Annotated in this window: 14 protein-coding genes and 1 other RNA gene; 3 read left to right on the forward strand and 12 right to left on the reverse strand. The window is 30.8% G+C overall.

Annotation, left to right across the window (positions count from 1 at the left end; genetic code table 11):
* Positions 1–2 precede the first annotated feature (2 nt).
* Positions 3–686: a response regulator transcription factor gene (locus ACWJJT_RS09090; RefSeq protein WP_462954479.1), complete on the reverse strand. Its 684-nt coding sequence runs from the start codon at positions 684–686 to the stop codon at positions 3–5.
* A 440-nt stretch (positions 687–1,126) separates the two neighbouring features.
* On the opposite strand from ACWJJT_RS09090, the gene ACWJJT_RS09095 reads away from it, so the two are divergent.
* Positions 1,127–2,179 carry a 3D domain-containing protein gene (locus ACWJJT_RS09095; protein WP_462954480.1) on the forward strand — a complete coding sequence of 351 codons (1,053 nt, stop codon included), beginning with the start codon at positions 1,127–1,129 and terminating at the stop codon, positions 2,177–2,179.
* Between the two features lie 267 nt (positions 2,180–2,446).
* On the opposite strand, the gene ACWJJT_RS09100 is transcribed toward ACWJJT_RS09095, so the two are convergent.
* The 11 genes from ACWJJT_RS09100 to ACWJJT_RS09150 form a co-directional block, all read right to left on the reverse strand.
* Positions 2,447–3,913, reverse strand: a complete 1,467-nt coding sequence (locus ACWJJT_RS09100; RefSeq protein ID WP_462954481.1) for a glycoside hydrolase family 1 protein — start codon at positions 3,911–3,913, stop codon at positions 2,447–2,449.
* Between the two features lie 54 nt (positions 3,914–3,967).
* On the reverse strand, positions 3,968–4,096 hold the full coding sequence (locus tag ACWJJT_RS09105) for a PTS glucose transporter subunit IIA (RefSeq protein ID WP_304518632.1): 129 nt from the start codon (positions 4,094–4,096) through the stop codon (positions 3,968–3,970).
* Positions 4,093–5,511 carry a PTS transporter subunit EIIC gene (locus ACWJJT_RS09110; protein ID WP_462954482.1) on the reverse strand — a complete coding sequence of 473 codons (1,419 nt, stop codon included), beginning with the start codon at positions 5,509–5,511 and terminating at the stop codon, positions 4,093–4,095. Before ACWJJT_RS09110 ends, ACWJJT_RS09105 begins: the two co-directional genes overlap by 4 nt.
* A 199-nt stretch (positions 5,512–5,710) precedes the next feature.
* A complete protein-coding gene (locus tag ACWJJT_RS09115) occupies positions 5,711–6,514 on the reverse strand; it encodes a MurR/RpiR family transcriptional regulator (RefSeq protein WP_462954483.1) in 804 nt (267 codons plus the stop codon).
* Positions 6,515–6,680: 166 nt separating this feature from the next.
* Positions 6,681–7,034: a transfer-messenger RNA gene (gene ssrA / locus ACWJJT_RS09120) on the reverse strand.
* 225 nt (positions 7,035–7,259) lie between these two features.
* On the reverse strand, positions 7,260–7,730 hold the full coding sequence (gene smpB, locus ACWJJT_RS09125) for an SsrA-binding protein SmpB (protein ID WP_411955889.1): 471 nt from the start codon (positions 7,728–7,730) through the stop codon (positions 7,260–7,262).
* 207 nt (positions 7,731–7,937) lie between these two features.
* Positions 7,938–10,124, reverse strand: a complete 2,187-nt coding sequence (gene rnr, locus ACWJJT_RS09130; RefSeq protein WP_462954484.1) for a ribonuclease R — start codon at positions 10,122–10,124, stop codon at positions 7,938–7,940.
* Positions 10,125–10,611: 487 nt separating this feature from the next.
* Positions 10,612–11,328, reverse strand: coding sequence for a pseudouridine synthase (locus ACWJJT_RS09135; RefSeq protein ID WP_462954485.1), 717 nt, complete (start codon positions 11,326–11,328; stop codon positions 10,612–10,614).
* Between the two features lie 131 nt (positions 11,329–11,459).
* The gene (locus ACWJJT_RS09140) at positions 11,460–13,466 is read right to left on the reverse strand and encodes a triple tyrosine motif-containing protein (RefSeq protein WP_462954486.1); all 2,007 of its coding nucleotides are present in this window, start codon (positions 13,464–13,466) and stop codon (positions 11,460–11,462) included.
* 332 nt (positions 13,467–13,798) lie between these two features.
* Positions 13,799–14,236: a YaiI/YqxD family protein gene (locus ACWJJT_RS09145; protein WP_462954487.1), complete on the reverse strand. Its 438-nt coding sequence runs from the start codon at positions 14,234–14,236 to the stop codon at positions 13,799–13,801.
* 18 nt (positions 14,237–14,254) lie between these two features.
* Positions 14,255–15,604: a glucose-6-phosphate isomerase gene (locus ACWJJT_RS09150; RefSeq protein ID WP_462954488.1), complete on the reverse strand. Its 1,350-nt coding sequence runs from the start codon at positions 15,602–15,604 to the stop codon at positions 14,255–14,257.
* 386 nt (positions 15,605–15,990) lie between these two features.
* Here ACWJJT_RS09150 and ACWJJT_RS09155 point away from each other — a divergent pair, with 386 nt between their 5' ends.
* On the forward strand, positions 15,991–17,271 hold the full coding sequence (locus ACWJJT_RS09155) for a glycosyl hydrolase family 18 protein (RefSeq protein ID WP_462954489.1): 1,281 nt from the start codon (positions 15,991–15,993) through the stop codon (positions 17,269–17,271).
* A gap of 297 nt (positions 17,272–17,568) precedes the next feature.
* A complete protein-coding gene (locus ACWJJT_RS09160) occupies positions 17,569–17,760 on the forward strand; it encodes a hypothetical protein (RefSeq protein ID WP_462954490.1) in 192 nt (63 codons plus the stop codon).
* Positions 17,761–17,908 lie beyond the last annotated feature (148 nt).

The following is a 17,908-nucleotide window of genomic DNA, read 5'->3' on the forward strand; positions in this document are numbered from 1 at the left end:
TATCATAATATTATATATCCAATGCCTTTTTGTGTTATTATTAAATCTTTTATTCCAATTTGCTCTATGCGGTTTCTTAATCTATTAATATTAACAGTTAAAGTATTCTCATTAACATATATATCATCATCCCAAAGCTTTTTCATTAGTTTACTTCTAGAAACTCCTTTTCCCTTACTCTCTATGAGCGAATGCAAAATGATTATTTCATTTTTTGTAAGTTCTAAGGAATTTCCATTATATAAAAGAGTTGTGTTGTCTAAATTTAATAATAAATCATCACATTTTAATACTCTTGCTTCTTCATTTTTATACTCATATGTCCTTCTTATAATAGCTTGTAGTTTTGCAATTAACACATTTGAATCAAAGGGCTTTTGAATATAATCATCTCCACCACTATTAATTGCCATTACTATATCCATATTACTATCCCTTGAAGATACAAATATGATTGGTGTTTTAGATATTTCTCTTATATTTTTACACCAATAAAAGCCATCACAAATTGGAAGGTTAATATCCATAAGAACCACCTTAGGTTCACATTCTTTAAAGCACTCTATTATTTTTTCAAAATCTTCACATACGCTTACTTCAAATCCCCATTTACTTAGAATATTATTTAACACTTCACACATGTTTTTATCATCTTCAATTATCAATAATTTATATGTATTATTCATTTCAACGCCCTAACCCATCCTAATTTATTCCTTTGTCTATTATACAATTTTGTTCTTGAGCTATTGTTATTATACCATCTTTCCTCCCAAAAACAAAAGATAGTCATCTCTTGAAATATAAAAGCCATGACAACTATATCACTGTCCATTGGAAGAAGTGAATCATATAAGTAAAAAGTTTGCATAAAGATTAGAAATAATTGTATAATAAATGTAGGAATAGTTTGTCCTAATTGTGTTTGTGTAATTTTCTATATTGATAACCATATAGAATGGTGTCAATTTTATATATATTATTGTCTAACATAGCCTAAAATTTAAAAGAGGGATTAATTAGCCTTTTTTTAAACCATATTCACTTTGCAACATAATTCTTTACAACATTATAATATAATAAAAAATATTATTAATATTTATAGCTATTTTAAGGAGGTTCATGAATGAAAAAAAAAATAATATCTGTTGTTATGATGCTAACAATAACTATCAATGTCAATACTTTTGCTGCGCCAAGTACTAATGAAACATCTGAATTAGAACAAGTTCAAAGCAGCAAAAAAGCTCTACAGATAAAAGCAAATAATTTTGACATCGAAATTGATAAAGTATTAAATAAAATTGACATTAACAAAGCTAAAATGAATGACATCGCTCAAGATATAAGAAAAACACAAACTAAATTAGAAATTGTAGAAAAAAACGCTATCGATCAAGAATCCTTGTTTGAAAAAAGAGCGAGAGCTATGTATATAAAAGGTTCAGATGGTTATCTTAAGGTGATTCTAGATTCAACTAGTTTTAGTGATGTTATATCAAGGATAGATACACTTGAAATAATAATAAAGCATGATAAAAAACTCATTAATAAAATAAAAAAACAAAGAAATTCTATAATAAAACATAAAGCTACTTTAAATAATGAAAATGATAAATTATCAGTGCTAAAAACAAATAATGAAATTATTCTAACAAAATTAAGTAAAGACATAAAAGAACACAAGGTGCTTATTAGCAACATAACTAAAAAAGAAACTAAATTAATCGCTGACAAAAATGCAAAAGAATTAGCTGATGCAAGAATAAAAGAATTAGCCGCTGCAAAAATAAAAAAGCAAGCAGCAACAAAGACCGTTACTTTATCTAGACACTTAGATTCTGCTAAAAGTGCACCCTCTAAATCTGCTGCTATCCCTAGTGATGCATCAAAATCAAATAACTACTTCATTGTAAACTCAACCGCATATTCAACGGATGGTTTTACAGCATCAGGTTCTAGGACAAACAGAAATCCAAATGGATACAGCACTATAGCTGTGGACCCTACGGTTATACCAATGGGCTCTAAAGTTTATATAGAAGGCTACGGATATGCTATTGCATCAGATACTGGTTCCGCTATTAAAGGTAATATCATCGATGTATTTTTTAATACAGAAGCTGAAGCACTTAATTGGGGCCGAAGAAATGTAAACATACGTATAATAAATGACTAATAAAGAGGGTGTAAATTGTTTTAATTGAGCCTATTAGAGTTACTTCCAGTTTAGTTTTCCTCTCCTTTAAGTCTTCATCTTTTCTTTAAATTCATCATCGTCAAAACCTCAGGTAATTGCATTTATTAATCATAAACTGATTAACATATCTCATAATGCTTTCACCTCATCCGTTACTAAAATTGCTTTGCATATTTATAACTTATAAAAAAGCAGAGCAATCCTTATTAATCATAAGAATTCCCCCACCATAACTTAATATTATTATTAATCTAAATCTTCTCCATTAGTTGCAATCACTTTTTTATACCATTCAAAAGATTTCTTTTTCCTTCTTTCATAACTTCCATTACCAAGGTCATCAGCATCGACATATATAAATCCGTATCTCTTAGTCATTTGACATGTTGACATACTTACCATATCAATACATCCCCATGGCGTATATCCCATAACCTCAACTCCAACTTCAATGGCATCTGCAATGGCTTGAATATGCTCTCTAAAATATTTGATTCTATAGTCATCAATAATTGTTCCATCTTCCTCAATCTTATCTATACATCCAATACCATTTTCTACGATGAATAATGGTTTACGATATCTGTCATATAGCTCTACTAAAGAAATATGAAGTCCAGTAGGATCAACTTGCCAGTCCCATTGTGTTGTTTCAAGATATGGATTTTTAACACCGCTAGTTAGATTCCCACTTACCTTTTCTCTTTGATCTTCATCTTTACTTACAACCTTGCTCATATAATAGCTAAATGATACAAAATCTGATGGATAGCATTTAATTATTTCTTCATCCCCCGGGGCAAATTCTACATTAATATTATTTTGTTCCCAGTAATTTTTCACATGTTTTGGATACTCTCCTAATACTTGTACATCTGAGTAGAAATAATTCTTTCTATTCTCCTCTAAGGCTAGTAACATATTTTTCGGATGACAATTTTCTGGGTAAGTTAATGTTCTTGTTAACATACATCCCATCTGTGCCTCTGGCATTATTTCATGTAAATATTTAGTTGCCAGTGCACTAGCTACAAATTGATTATGAACTGACTGATAAATAACTTCTTCTAGTTTATCTTCTGGATATCTGTCAGCTACAATCCCAACTGTAGTAAATGGATGACGAAACACACTATCTATTTCATTAAAAGTTAACCAATATTTTATTAAACCTTTATAGCGATTAAATACTGTTTTACAAAAATGAATAAAGAAGTCAATCACAGGTCTTTGATACCAGCCATCATAGTGGTTACATAAATATAGTGGCATTTCATAGTGATGAAGTGTTACTAAAGGTTCAATGCCTCTTTTCTTCATTTCAATAAACATTTCCTCATAATGTTTAAGTCCCTTTTCATTTGGTTCTTCTTCAATACCATTTGGATAAATTCTAGCCCATTGAATTGATACACGAAGAACTTTAAATCCCATTTCCTGAAATAAATCTAGATCTTCTTTGTACCTATGATAAAAATCTATTCCATGACGTTTCCCATATTTCGAAACATCTGTACTTTTCATAGCTTCTGCTATGTCATCACTAGTGATCCCATGTTGTGCCTTGTAATCCTTGGGATCAACATTTGCCTTATAGGTACTGCAATCAGCTACAGATAATCCTTTACCATCTATATCCCAAGCACCTTCGCATTGATTTGCCGCAGTGGCTCCTCCCCATAAAAATCCTTTCGAAAACTTGTTTTTTTTCATATTATTTCCTCCTCATAGATAACACCTTTGTGTCCTTAGTAACCGATTCTTTTACTAATATAGATAGTTCGATACCTCTTCAATCTCATCCATATTAGTAAGTATCAGCATTGTAGTAAAATCATATCCAGCCGCTTTAATTTTGTTGATATTAAACTTTACTAATGGCTGACCTTTTTTCACTCTCTTTCCTTTATCTTTTCATCTACATCACTTGTTCCTACTTTATCTTCCCCCGCCTCTTCTTCAAAGCCTAAGAAATACGTAAGGGCTGCTGTGCCAAAGAATGCTAAGCAAATTCCAATTATATAGTAAACAAATGTTTCTCCAATGAAGGCTGGTAAAGTTGTTAATGCGGGGAATACATAAACAATAGCTTTAGTATGCATACCGCCGATAAATCCTCCTGCAATAGCACCCCCAATAATTTGTGCAATAAATGGTTTCTTAAACTTTACTGATAGTCCATATATAATTGGCTCTGTAACACCACCAAGCAATGCCGGAACTGTTGCAGATAATGCAAATGTTTTATTTTCTTTGTTTTTACTTTTTAAAAACACTCCAAATGCTGCTCCGGCGCTTGCAAATGTAGCAGCGGCAACCATTGGACGAATGTAATCAAATCCATAAGTAGCAATATTATTAATCATAATTGGAACAACACCCCAGTGAATTCCTAACAGTACTAAGAATGTCCAACCTCCACCAACGACCACACCTGTGAGAACTCCACTCTTCACACTAAAGAAATTAACTGCATTTCCAACACCATTTGCTAAGTAAACACCCATAGGCCCAATTACAATAATAGTCAACGGAACCATAATAAGTAATGCCGCGAAGGAAAGTGCAAAAAGCTCTATGCTCTTAGGAATAAATTTCTTTAATAGTTTTTCCAACTTAGAATAAACTAAAATCGATAATATGGCAGGAACTAAAGTACCTGAATAACTCATTAGTACAACCGGTATTCCCAAAAAGGTTGTTACATCTCCAGGCGCTTGCATAAGTCCTGTGAACTTAGGCTCCATTAGAGCTGATACAATTGCTAATGAAATAAAAGGATTACATTTGAAAACTTTTGCTGATGAATATGCTAAAAACAAAGGTAAGAAATAAAATACACTGTTTCCAGCTGCTGATAATATTTTATAGGTACTTCCTGAAGTATCGATTATTCCTAATGTAGTAGTTAAAATTACAAGAAGTGCCTTTATCATACCTGCACCTGCAAGAGCTATTACTATTGGATTTACAATAGCTGACATTATATTAAACGCACGTGTTAATGCACTTCCAGTAGGCTTTTCTTCCGTTATTGGATTTCCACCATCATGTTTAATTGGATATAAACTTACCACTGTATCGTATACATCCGTAACTGCATTTCCAATAACAACTTGGAATTGCCCATTTCCTTCTACAACTGATAAAACTCCACTTAATTTTTTAATTATATCTTTATCTGCCTTTGAATTATCTTTTAATTTGAATCTTAAACGTGTTACACAATGAGTTAGATCTGAAACATTATCAACTCCACCTATATTTTTAACAATTTGCTTTGCTAGATTTTCATAGTTCTTTTTTGCCACGATTTTTTCCCCCAATATTATTAATTTTTTTATAACTCTTGTTGTTCACTTATGATAAAGTAATCAATTTAAGTTTAGTTCTCTAATGTATTTTGATTGTAACATAAGTTTTTATGAATCAATGAAAGTTCTCAATTTGGAAACTTTAATAAAAAAAATGAATTATGAGCTATAATATATAGATCTCACAATTCATTTATTATTCCTTTTTACGTGTCAATTGGCGATATCTAAGAGTAATATAATCATTAATTAATTGAAAAATAATTGAATGGGTCTGAACATTAGTTGTATGCTTAAAATTAATACATAAATCTACTTTTCCGAATTTTTCCATTTCCTTGTTTGATGTAATTAAAACAATTTTAGCTTTTGTATTCAAAAAACTCTTTGTAATTTGAAACTCCGATAGCTGATATCTTTGCATATAGCTTCCTGAATTTGAAAAAATTATAATTAGAGTATCTTCTTTAGCATTATTTATAAACTGATCTTGTTTTACATCGTTCAAATTAGTAATTATAAACTTACCATTATAAGCTAATTTAGTCTGTAAATCTAATGTAGCAATTTCAGAAAATAACAATCCAAAACTTGCAACTTTTTTATACTTAATTAAATATTTTGCCAATTCATCAATTTTATTCATATCAATGAAATTTTTACATTCTTCAATATCTTTATGTATAATTTCTAAATAAGAATCCATTCCCTTTTCTTCAATATACTCTGCAATATTCTGATTATAGTTTAGCTTGAATCCATATTTATTTTGTTTAAAGGCTGCCGCTGTCCTAAAACTAGCATAATCTTCAAAATCTATACTACGAATAAATTTTGAAATAGTAGATTTTGAAACAATACACAACTTGGCTACTTCGCTAATAGTCATATCGTATAAGGAATGAAAATTCATAAGTAAGGTCAATACAATATGATAATCTGTTGACTTTGGAGGACTATCATTTAACATTGTCAGTAAACGATTTAATAAAACTCCCATAGAAATTCTCCTTTGTATAAAAAAATATACCATTCTTTATAAGTAGCATATTTTATTATTTAATATAGCACCATTTTATCAATATTTCACTACATTAATTTTTTTATATAATCAAATTTAAACATAAGAAAACCCTCAACTAAAATTAATTAGTCGAGGGTTTCACTGGTGGAGGCGAGGGGTGTCGAACCCCTGTCCGAAAGCCATAACACCTAGGCATCTACGAGCGTAGTCAGTACTTTAAAATTCCCGTCTCCTAACCCCTACTGACGGGGTTTAGGTTCCGGTAGCTTCATATTTTCCGTTCCTGGGTCAAAGCTTTCCTAGGCTCGGTTCACCGCTGTCGGCGCCCTATCCTAAGTCGCGGTATTCAAAGGTAAGACGTAGCAGAACTAAGCTGCTAGTGCTAAATTATCGTTTGCGTTTAAATTGTTCCAATAGTTTTTTAACGCGGGTCCATAGGTTCCCTCGGCTCGCTTCCTCGATGCAACGTACCCCCGTCGAAACCAAGTACGCCCCCTAATATGTCAAAAGATTAAACTAAAATCTTTTGTACTACAATAATATATAACTATTATTGTATGTAATTACGCAAATTTAAATTATTAAATTTTTATGACCCATAAATCAATTAGATATCAACTGCTAATCTAATTTCTTGTTACTTACTATAAACCTAATGATACACTATATTATATCCTTTATCAAGTGCTAATATCATGGAATGTATGTGCATTATTGCTAGTTATCTCATTCTCTCTTTTATCTGCCTATCCATGTCTCTCTTAGCATCTTTTTCTAGCATTGCATCTCTCTTATCATAGTCTTTCTTACCGCGAACAATACCAAGATTAACTTTTACCTTAGTATCCTTAAGATATAGGGATAATGGAACTAGTGTAAAACCCTTTTGAGACGTAAATGATGCTAGTTTATTTATTTGCTCTTTATGAAGCAATAATTTTCTTACTCTTAAAGGATCAGTGTTAAATTGGTTCCCATTTTCGTAATGACTAACATGCATATTTTTTATAAATACTTCACCATTTATAACATCTGCATAAGCATCTTTTAAGTTCGCTTTTCCAGATCTAATAGACTTTACTTCTGTACCAACAAGCGCTATACCAGCTTCCATTGCTTCTTCTATAAAATAATCATGTCTTGCTTTCCTGTTTTCTGCTAGTGTTTTGTTTTCCGATTTCTTTGCCACAATTTCACCTGCTTTATTCTTATTAATATATATAAGAACACATTATATATATTATGTATAATACATAGTATTATACTATACAATGTATTCTTTTTCAAGAATGCATGGATTATTTTTACAATATATTCTTTAAATATATTACACAGAAGAAGCTATTAACCTCTTCTGTGTATTTTAAAATTATTTTATATTATTGTCTTCTTCTTTTGACTACTCTTCCTTTATAAGTTCATTTAAATCACTAACAGAGTATTCAACTTCTTGGTCTTCTTCTTTCTCTTCATCAGCTTCAATTATATCAAAATAAACTTCATGTGAAGTTAAATCAACTTTACTAACTACAATTCTTACTTCTTCTCCTAGTTTATAAATTTTCTTAGTTCTCTCACCAATAAGGGTTAAATGTCTTTCATCGAAGACATAATAATCATCATCCAGGCTAGTCATATGAACTAACCCTTCTACAGTATTAGGAAGTTCAACAAACAATCCGAAATTAGTTACTGAGGATATAATACCATCATATTCTTGACCAATTCGCTCACTCATATACTCAGCTTTCTTTAAGTCATCTACTTCTCTCTCAGCTTCCATAGCTACTCTTTCCATATCTGATGATTGTTTTGACGCTATCTCTACTTCTCTACCTAATCTATCTGTTCTCGCTTGACTTAATCCTCCATTTATAACTTCTTTAATTATCCTATGGATCATTAAGTCAGGATATCTTCTAATTGGTGATGTAAAATGACAATAATACTTGGCTGCTAACCCAAAATGCCCAACACATTCTGGAGAATATTTTGCTTTCATCATAGAACGTAATAATAAAGTGCTTAGTACCATCTCTTCTTTTTGGCCTTTTACTTTTCCTATTACTTCCTGAAGCATTCTAGGATGTATATCCTTTCCCCACTTCATAGAATATCCTAAATTATGAGCAAATTCACTAAATCGCATTAATTTTTCCTCATCTGGATCCTCATGAATTCTATATACAAATGGCACATTTAGCCAGAACATATGCTCAGCTACAGTTTCATTAGCCGTTAACATAAATTCCTCAACTAATCTATTTGCAATAGCTCTCTCATAAGGTACAATGTCTACAGGCTTTCCTAATTCATTTAATATTATTTTACACTCAGCGAAATCAAAATCTATAGCGCCCCTATTCATTCTCTTCTTATTAAGAATTCCACATAACTCTTCCATATGTTTAAAATCTTCATATAAATAATCATATTTTTTAATAGTTTCGGCGTCTTTATCCCTTAGTATTTTAGTAACATCTGTATAAGTCATTCTCTCATTAGTTTTTATAACACTTTCCATTATTTCATGATCTACACATTTACCCTCTTTATCCATTTCCATAATACAACTAAGAGCTAGTCTATCTACTTTAGGATTTAAACTGCAAACCCCATTAGATAATTTTTTAGGAAGCATTGGTATAACCCTATCAATTAAGTATACTGAAGTTGCTCTTTTAAAAGCCTCTTTGTCCAAAGGATTTTTATCTTTTACATAGTGAGAAACATCTGCTATATGAACTCCTAAACGATAGTTTCCATTATCTAAAATTTCAATAGACACAGCATCATCTAAATCTTTAGCATCCTCGCCATCTATGGTTACCATACGTAAATCCCTTAAATCTGTTCTGCGCGTATATTCTTCTTGTGGAATCACTTCGGCTATATTATCGGCATATGCTTCAACATTTTGTGGGAACTCCTCTGGTAGCTTATGTTTTTTAATTATAGTTAATATATCGATGCCCGCGTCACCTTTGCTTCCGAGAATTTCTATAATTCTCCCCTCGGGATTTCTTTTTTGTCCTGGCCACTGAGTTATTTCAGCTATTACTATTTGCCCTGTTTTTGCACCATTTCTTTCTGATTTAGGAACAAATATATCCTGAGCAATCCTCTTGTCATCAGCTACTACAAACCCAAAATTACTACTGTCCTCATAAGTCCCTATTATTGTTTTATTAGACCTTTCTATTACTCTTACAATTTCACCTTCACATTTTTTCCCGCTATTTTCTTCCTTTAAAACTTTTGCAAGAACTTTATCACCATTCATTGCTCCATTTAAATTATCCGCAGGAATAAATACATCTGGTCTTTCTATTTCTGCTATTACGAATCCAAAGCCTCTTTGATGACCTTGGAATTTACCAATTACAAGACCCATCTTCTCTGGAATACCATAATATTCGGCATGTGTTCTAACCACATCCCCATTTGTTTCCATTTCAGCTAATAAATTAGAAAACCCTTTCATATCCTTTTTTTTAATATCGAATACTCTAGAAAGTTCTGCTATATTCATAGGCTTATATGCCTGCTCTGTCATAAAATTTATTAAATTTTCTTTTATCTCCATAAGATTTCCTCCTATCTAAATTTCATATTGATATATTTTTCAAATTTTAAAAAAATATTTAGTATTGCTTTAGTTTTTCACTAAATGTTGTGTTAAATTATTCATGTGTTTCTATATTTACTCGCTTTTATTATAATCCAAAAAATACATCTAGTATATACTATGTGCTTATATACTTCCCTATTATCAAATAAAAAATGCTCACATTAAATAACGTTATTTAATGTGAGCATTTTATCGAAATATGTTATATCAAGAATTTTTCACAAAAATCGACTTTTTTATACAAAATAAAACAGCCCTTGGGGTTGGGCTGCTCTAAACAAATAAAAAGGGGGCTATTTATCTCTCTATTTAACTTTACTACTTAATTATATTAAATTTAACTAATGTTTGCAAGCGTTTTTTACAAATTTAATTGTAATTATATTTTAAAATAAAGACATTTTACTTATTTTTTTCATAAATAATAATATTATTAACTAAATTAAATCTGTTTTAATAAATCCAACTCTTCTTCCGACAATTCTCGATATTGTCCTTCAGATAAATTTCCATCTAATTTTAGTGGACCAAAACTAATTCTTCTTAAAAATGCAACATTTTTATCAACACTTTCGAACATTCTTTTTACCTGATGAAATTTGCCTTCTTGAATAGTAATCATTACCTCAGATCCATTTTCATCTGCATTTAATACTTTTAATATGGCCGGCATGCATTTATAACCATCATCTAATACAACACCTTTCTTAAAGGTGTCTATATCCTTTTGATCTACAAATTTATTAATCTCGGCATAATACGCCTTATCTACATGATTCTTAGGTGCTATCAATTTATGATTTAATTCACCATCATTAGTGATTAGCAATAACCCTACTGTGTCTTTATCCAATCTTCCTATAGGAAATGGATTAAAAGCATGGTATTCTTGATCTATTAAATCAATAACAGTTTCATCATACTTATCTACTGTAGCAGAAACTACCCCAGCTGGCTTATTCATGACTATATATATGTATTTTCTATATGTTATTTCTTCACCAGCTACCTTTATTACAGCCTTATCCGGATCAATTTTCATTGTATTATCAGAAACTATTACTCCATCGACCTCTATTTTCCCTTTTTTTAACAACGCCTTCACTTCTTTTCTTGTTCCATGGCCTAAATTTGATAATATTTTGTCTATTCTTTCCATATCTATTCATCTCCTTAACTATTTCTAAAACTTCAGGTAAATTATCACCTACGGTACTATTCATCTTCTTCGAAGCTTAACATTAAATCTTTTACTCATAAAAAAAACAGCCTTTAAAAGCTGTTTTAAAGTTATTCTTTTACTTCAATCTCCATTATATCATAATCTTCATATGAAATACTCTTATAAGAACTTTTTGATAATACTAGTATTCTGTAAATCCCTTTAGTAAAAGGCATAAAGATGTAATCATTTTTCCTGCTAAATTTTTGTACCAAACTCCAGTCTCCTTTTTCCATGAGATAGACCTCATATTCAACATTCTTGCCACCCTTACTTTGTGCTACAAATGTTATTGTTTCATTAGCCATAAAATTTACCTTATCACATAGAATCTTTGTATCTCTTACAGGTAGCGTCTCATGTATTTCTATTCTTATTTCCTTCTTACAATCATATGCATTTGTGCTCAATTTATTCTTTGCTAGAAGTTCTATTAAATAGTTTCCACTACATTTAGGTTTAATCTCATAATTTTTATGTTCCACAAAATTTGTTTGTTCTACTAAATGACCATCTATTTTCATAACATAATTCACAAGAGTATTTTTTGTATTTTCAGATATAACTTGGAGAGAAATAGTATCTCCAACCATAAAGTATTCTCTTGTTGGCATTAATACATAGTCTATTTTAGCTGGAATGCATTCTAAAGCTTGAATACATAGAACTTCGTGACAATCAAATTTCCTTTTGGAATACTTATCTTTTACTCTTACCTCCAGTTTGAACTTTCCACTCTCCTCTGGCGTGAACTCTAGAAAATCACGTGTTCCAAATTGTACTTTTTCTATCTCTTTATCATCTTTAGAAATTATAAAACTATATCTTAAAGAATTTCCTCCTGCTGCTTTAACTTTTACATGAACTATTTCGCCTATTAATACTGTCTCTTTATTATCCAAAATTATATCATCAATAACCACATTTTCATTACCTATATCGTCAATTATAAAGTCTAAAGAAACTTTCTTCTCATATTCTCCTTTAAAGGATACATCTTTCACCCATAAGTAAGCTTTATATTCTCCCGCTTCTTTTGGTATCCAAAAAAAATTATTTTCTCTAATGTAACCAGAATCCTCTATGCATTTTCCATCAATTTTGAATTTATATAATAACTCCTTCCCACCTCTAGCAATACACTTGAAAATTATAGGAGTGCCACATACTTGCGGTGAACTTAAATCACTAGTGAAACTATGTATGTTTATTACTTCATAAGGTTTAACGCTATAATGAATCAATGCTCTATCATCAAATTCATGAATTGAATACATATCCTTTGCCATACATAGTAGCTTATAATCACCCTTATTTTCTTCAACATAACTAACTAATTTCTTAGTTGAATAATCTTGTATGCAAATGGTGTCTCCCTTAGGATTAATTTTTACAAATTTGTACAAAACCATTCTGTTATCCACATAGTTTGCCTCCACCTCAAAAACTAGTTCCGCACCTTCTACCATACCATCCGTCAAACATTTAAAACTTACAATTTCTACTGATTGTATGGCTTGTACATTAAATCGTATTTTCATAGAGTCATCAAATGTATTTTTTGAATCTAAATTCCTGCACTCTACCAAAAACTCTTGCTCTCCACAATATTTTGAAGTCCATGTCAGTATATTTTCTGATGAATAGTCTTTTATAAGTAGCCAATTCCCCCTTTCATGCACCCAATATCTATACATAATAGGAATCTTTGTGGCATCTACTGTTAAGGTGACTTTTTCACCTGCCATTATTTCTATTTTATCTATGTATATATCATTTATTAACTTTTCGTAAGCCTCGCCTACCAGGTAATCTGTTTTTGACATATAATCAAAGGGCTTTTTACTTTCTTTTCTTTTAGCTTGTACCATTATGGAGTACTTACCATCTGCCTGTGGTTTCCATATAGCATCACTGGCTCCACTTAATTTCTTCAAAGTAGTCCATTTTCCATCAATCCCTACAAGAAATTTGTAGTTCAAATTATCCTCTAATATATTTTCAACACTTATTCCGATTTCTTTATATTTTTCTTCAGGGTTTTCTAATCTAAACGATATATTCATTTCATTCATTTAAATTCACCTACCTTTATAAATAAGCAATACAATACAAAAATATTATTAAAAAAATTAGTCTCTATACTGATATATTATACTATAATCCCATTATTTGTAACAGCATATATTCCATATTTTTTCTTTTATATATAGACATAAACTTTCAATGTTTTATTATAAAACAATAAAATTTAAAATTTCATAGCTTTTTATGTATTAAATTTGTCATTATAATTTGAACGTCGCACACGAAAATTCATCTCTTGACTGAATTGGACATTATTCTTTTAGAATATAAAAATAGCTAGTAATTTTTATTACTAACTATTTCGCATATTCTAAGTGCATTATTGCGTTTTTAGAATCAATTTAATTAAATTGTTATAAAGCTTTTTATCATCTTCATTTGTTCGTTTTTTAGGGCCAAAGGTTTTACCTCCGCTCCGTCTTAGTTTGCCGGATAAATGCCTCTCAAATAATAATTTATCAATATTATCATCATCATATATATGTCCTTTAGGGCCTATTGCATATGCGCCTTTAGCTAAAACCATAGCAGCAACCCCAAAATCTTGAGTGATTACTATGTCATTAGATTTCGCCTCATTAGCTACTTTCATATCAACGCTTTGAAATCCACTATCAACGTACCTTATCGATGCATAATCGCTACTCAAAACATGATTAATATCACAATACATAATAAGCTCTATAAAGTTTTCCTTAGCTGCCTTTTCTATTAGCTGTTTACCAGGGCAACCATCTGCATCTACAATAATTCTCATATGATCTTTCTCATTTTTTTAAAGCCTTTTTTCGAGTGCTGCTTTGGTTTCTTCATATCCTGATTTTCCAAGAAGAGCAAACATATTTTTCTTATATGCTTCAACTCCTGGTTGATCAAAAGGATTCACACCTAATAAATATCCGCTTATTGCTAAAGCCTTTTCAAAGAAATAAACCATATGTCCAAAATTATACGCTGTTAATGCTGGCACATTTAAAATAATGTTAGGTACACCCCCATCATTATGAGCAAGTACTGTTCCTTGGAAAGCTTTCCCATTAACAAAATCCATAGTTTTACCTGCTAAGAAGTTCAATCCATCTAGATCTTCACTTTCATTTTCTACTACAACTTCTTTTCTTGGCTTTTCTACATTAATAACTGTTTCAAATATATTTCTTACACCCTCTTGAATATACTGTCCCATAGAATGCAAATCTGTAGAGAAATTAACTGATGCTGGGAATATTCCCTTTTGGTCTTTTCCTTCACTTTCCCCACAAAGTTGTTTCCACCACTCACCAAAATATTGAAGTGATGGCTCATAGTTAACTAAAATTTCTGTAACCTTGCCTTTTCTATATAGTGCATTTCTAGCTGCTGCATATTTATAACAATCGTTATTGTTTAAATCCTCTACACTGTATGCTTCTCTTGCATCCGCTGCACCCTTCATCATTTCATCAATGTCAATGCCCGCTACTGCTATTGGAAGTAACCCTACAGCTGTTAACACTGAGAATCTTCCTCCTATATCATCCGGAATCACAAAAGTTTCATAGCCTTCTGCATCTGCTGATTTTTTTAGAGCTCCTTTAGAAATATCAGTAGTCGCAAAAATTCTTTCTTTAGCTCCTTCTTTTCCGTATTTCTTTTCTAATAATCCTTTTAATATTCTAAAAGCAATAGCTGGTTCTGTAGTAGTTCCCGACTTTGATATTACATTTATAGAAATATCTTTTCCTTCTACAGCCTCAATTAAATCTGCCATATATGTAGAACTTATATTATTACCTGCAAAGAATATTGCTGGCGCTTTTCTCTTATCGCTTGAAAGACTGTTATAAAAACTATGACTTAACGTTTCTATAGCCGCTCTAGCTCCTAGGTAAGAGCCACCTATTCCAATTACTATTAAGACTTCAGAATTATTTTTTATCTTTTCTGCTGCCTGTTTAATTCTTTTAAATTCTGATTTATCATAATTTAAAGGAAGGTCCATCCATCCTAAAAATTCATTCCCCGCACCTGTTTTATCTGCAAGCATTTTGTGTGCAGCAGATACCATTGGCTGTAAATAAGAAACTTCATGTTCACCTAAATATGGAATTGTTTTGCTTAAATCTAATGATAAAATTTTTGCCATTAATATTCCTCCTTGTTTATATCTTGAAGCAAAACAATCATTGATTATTTTGCTCATCGCATTGCATTGCCTCGCTAAAACAATATACTATAATTTTAGTTTATTCATTTAAATAAATCAAGTTTTTTAATAAAATTTTGTATTTATAGCAAATTCTGTTATTTCTATTTATTAAAATTTTAAAAGTTGAACTTAAATATAAAACTCCATAAAGTTGGAGTTGCCTATGCACGATAGCTATAGTATTATCTGTGAATGCTTCATTTATTCTAGTGACTTTTCCAAATAATTGACCGTGACTTTATTCACCATAAAAATATAGTATGTACTTCCTTGTATTGTATAGCATATATTAAATTATATTACTATAAGAGGTGTGATTTTTTTTGATTATTCATGTTGTAAAAAGTGGTGAAACTTTATATATAATTTCTAAATTATATGGAGTTCCATCTAATAAAATTGCTTCTGATAATGAACTTGCAAACCCAGATGAACTTGTGGTAGGCCAAACGCTTGTAATACTTCAAGGCACAAGAAAACACAAAATTCTTCCTGGTCAATCACTTTACATGATAGCTAGAATGTATGGTGTAACTATTTCAGATATATATGCTGCAAATCCCAACCTTAAAAATACTATACTAATTTATCCTAGTGAAATTATTATTATACCACCATCAACGCAAAAATTAGGCTCACTTGAAGTTAATGGCTATGCACTTCCTACTACGGATATGGATGTTCTCGAAAAGACTCTTCCAAGTCTCACATACCTTAGCATATTTAGTTATCAGGTGCTGGCTAACGGAACTCTAAAAGGAATAAATGATGTCCCCTTAATAGTTGCTGCTAGAAAAGCTAAAGTAGCTCCTATGATGGTAATTACGAATTTAGGAGAAGGTGGTGGTTTTGATAGTGACCTAGCCCATATTATACTTACAGATGAAAATATACAAAACACTTTATTAGATAACATAGTCAGCACCTTGGAAAATAAAAATTATTACGGTTTAGCTATAGATCTAGAATATATTTTCCCAAAAGATAAACAAAACTATAATGATTTTTTACGCAAAACAGTAATCAAACTAAAGGCTTTAGGCTATATCGTTACTACCGCTTTAGCCCCTAAGCCAAATGGTGATATAAAAGGATTACTTTATGAAGCGCATGATTATCCATTTCACGGTGCCATAGCGTCTCATGTTATACTGATGACTTATGAGTGGGGTTATACTGCAGGTCCACCAATGGCGGTGGCTCCAATTAATGAAGTAAAAAAAATCCTTGATTATGCTGTAACCGTAATTCCAAGTAAAAACATCTTTATGGGCATACCTAATTATGGGTACGTTTGGACTTTACCTTATGTAAAAGGAACTAAAGCAACTGTACTCGGTAATGTAGAAGCTGTTGATCTTGCGAGAAAAGTATTTGCATCTATTCAATATGACTATACGGCTCAAGCACCGTTTTTTTACTATTACGATTCTAATGGCAAAAGACATGTAGTTTGGTTTGAAGATGCTAGGAGTATAAACGTCAAACTTAGGACTGCTAATGCATATAATTTAGGCGGGGTTAGTTATTGGACTATTGGGAAATACTTCCCCCAGGCTTTTCTAGTTCAAAATTCATTATTCGATGTAAAAAAGGTAATTTAGTTAAGCGATTATTATTTCAAATAAGAATTAAGAATTTTTCTTTGATTATGCTATAACCAAAAGGATATGTTGCTAAGATGCTTTCTGCGCAACATATCCTTTTAATTTACTTAAAACTAATTTTTTTGTATTTTATTGTATTATAGTAAATATTGAATTAAAATCATTAAAGGTATATATTATAGTTATACCATATATTTACATCAGTTTTATGTAATTGGTATTTTCACAACAGATTTATCACCTCCCTATTTATGGGATACCTCAGGAATAAAAATTAAGGGAGGTGAGAATTAAATGTCGGAGCTTACCCAAATGTTCAAGCTGTTTTGTATTACCTCAATAGCTGTTCTTGGTATAACTTCCGCAGTAGTATTTTTTTCAAAAGATAGAATAAGTTTTAATATAAAAGCGCGTACCAAACTACCTGATCAGTCCGAAACAGAATTTGGTATCGAAGTCCATAAGGATGATAAAAAAACAAAATAGATAGTTATGCGTACTATCTATTTTTTACTACTAATTCTTAATCTGTTGTGTCCTCTGGTATCCCTATTTTATTTAATAAACTAATTGTATTATATGCAATTTACCCATAAAGTGTGCATGTTTTTAAGAATTCAGTAATATGTTTATT

It is taken from the genome of Clostridium sp. CM041 (assembly GCF_055081035.1).

Bases quoted from the DNA above. Each gene is read 5' to 3' on its own strand.
- ACWJJT_RS09135 (WP_462954485.1), bottom strand. From the start codon at position 11,328: ATGGAAAGAATAGACAAAATATTATCAAATTTAGGCCATGGAACAAGA.
- rnr (WP_462954484.1), bottom strand. From the start codon at position 10,124: ATGGAGATAAAAGAAAATTTAATAAATTTTATGACAGAGCAGGCATAT.
- ACWJJT_RS09100 (WP_462954481.1), bottom strand. From the start codon at position 3,913: ATGAAAAAAAACAAGTTTTCGAAAGGATTTTTATGGGGAGGAGCCACT.
- ACWJJT_RS09150 (WP_462954488.1), bottom strand. From the start codon at position 15,604: ATGGCAAAAATTTTATCATTAGATTTAAGCAAAACAATTCCATATTTA.
- ACWJJT_RS09145 (WP_462954487.1), bottom strand. From the start codon at position 14,236: ATGAGAATTATTGTAGATGCAGATGGTTGCCCTGGTAAACAGCTAATA.
- ACWJJT_RS09090 (WP_462954479.1), bottom strand. From the start codon at position 686: ATGAATAATACATATAAATTATTGATAATTGAAGATGATAAAAACATG.
- ACWJJT_RS09160 (WP_462954490.1), top strand. From the start codon at position 17,569: ATGTCGGAGCTTACCCAAATGTTCAAGCTGTTTTGTATTACCTCAATA.
- ACWJJT_RS09115 (WP_462954483.1), bottom strand. From the start codon at position 6,514: ATGGGAGTTTTATTAAATCGTTTACTGACAATGTTAAATGATAGTCCT.
- ACWJJT_RS09095 (WP_462954480.1), top strand. From the start codon at position 1,127: ATGAAAAAAAAAATAATATCTGTTGTTATGATGCTAACAATAACTATC.
- ACWJJT_RS09140 (WP_462954486.1), bottom strand. From the start codon at position 13,466: ATGAATGAAATGAATATATCGTTTAGATTAGAAAACCCTGAAGAAAAA.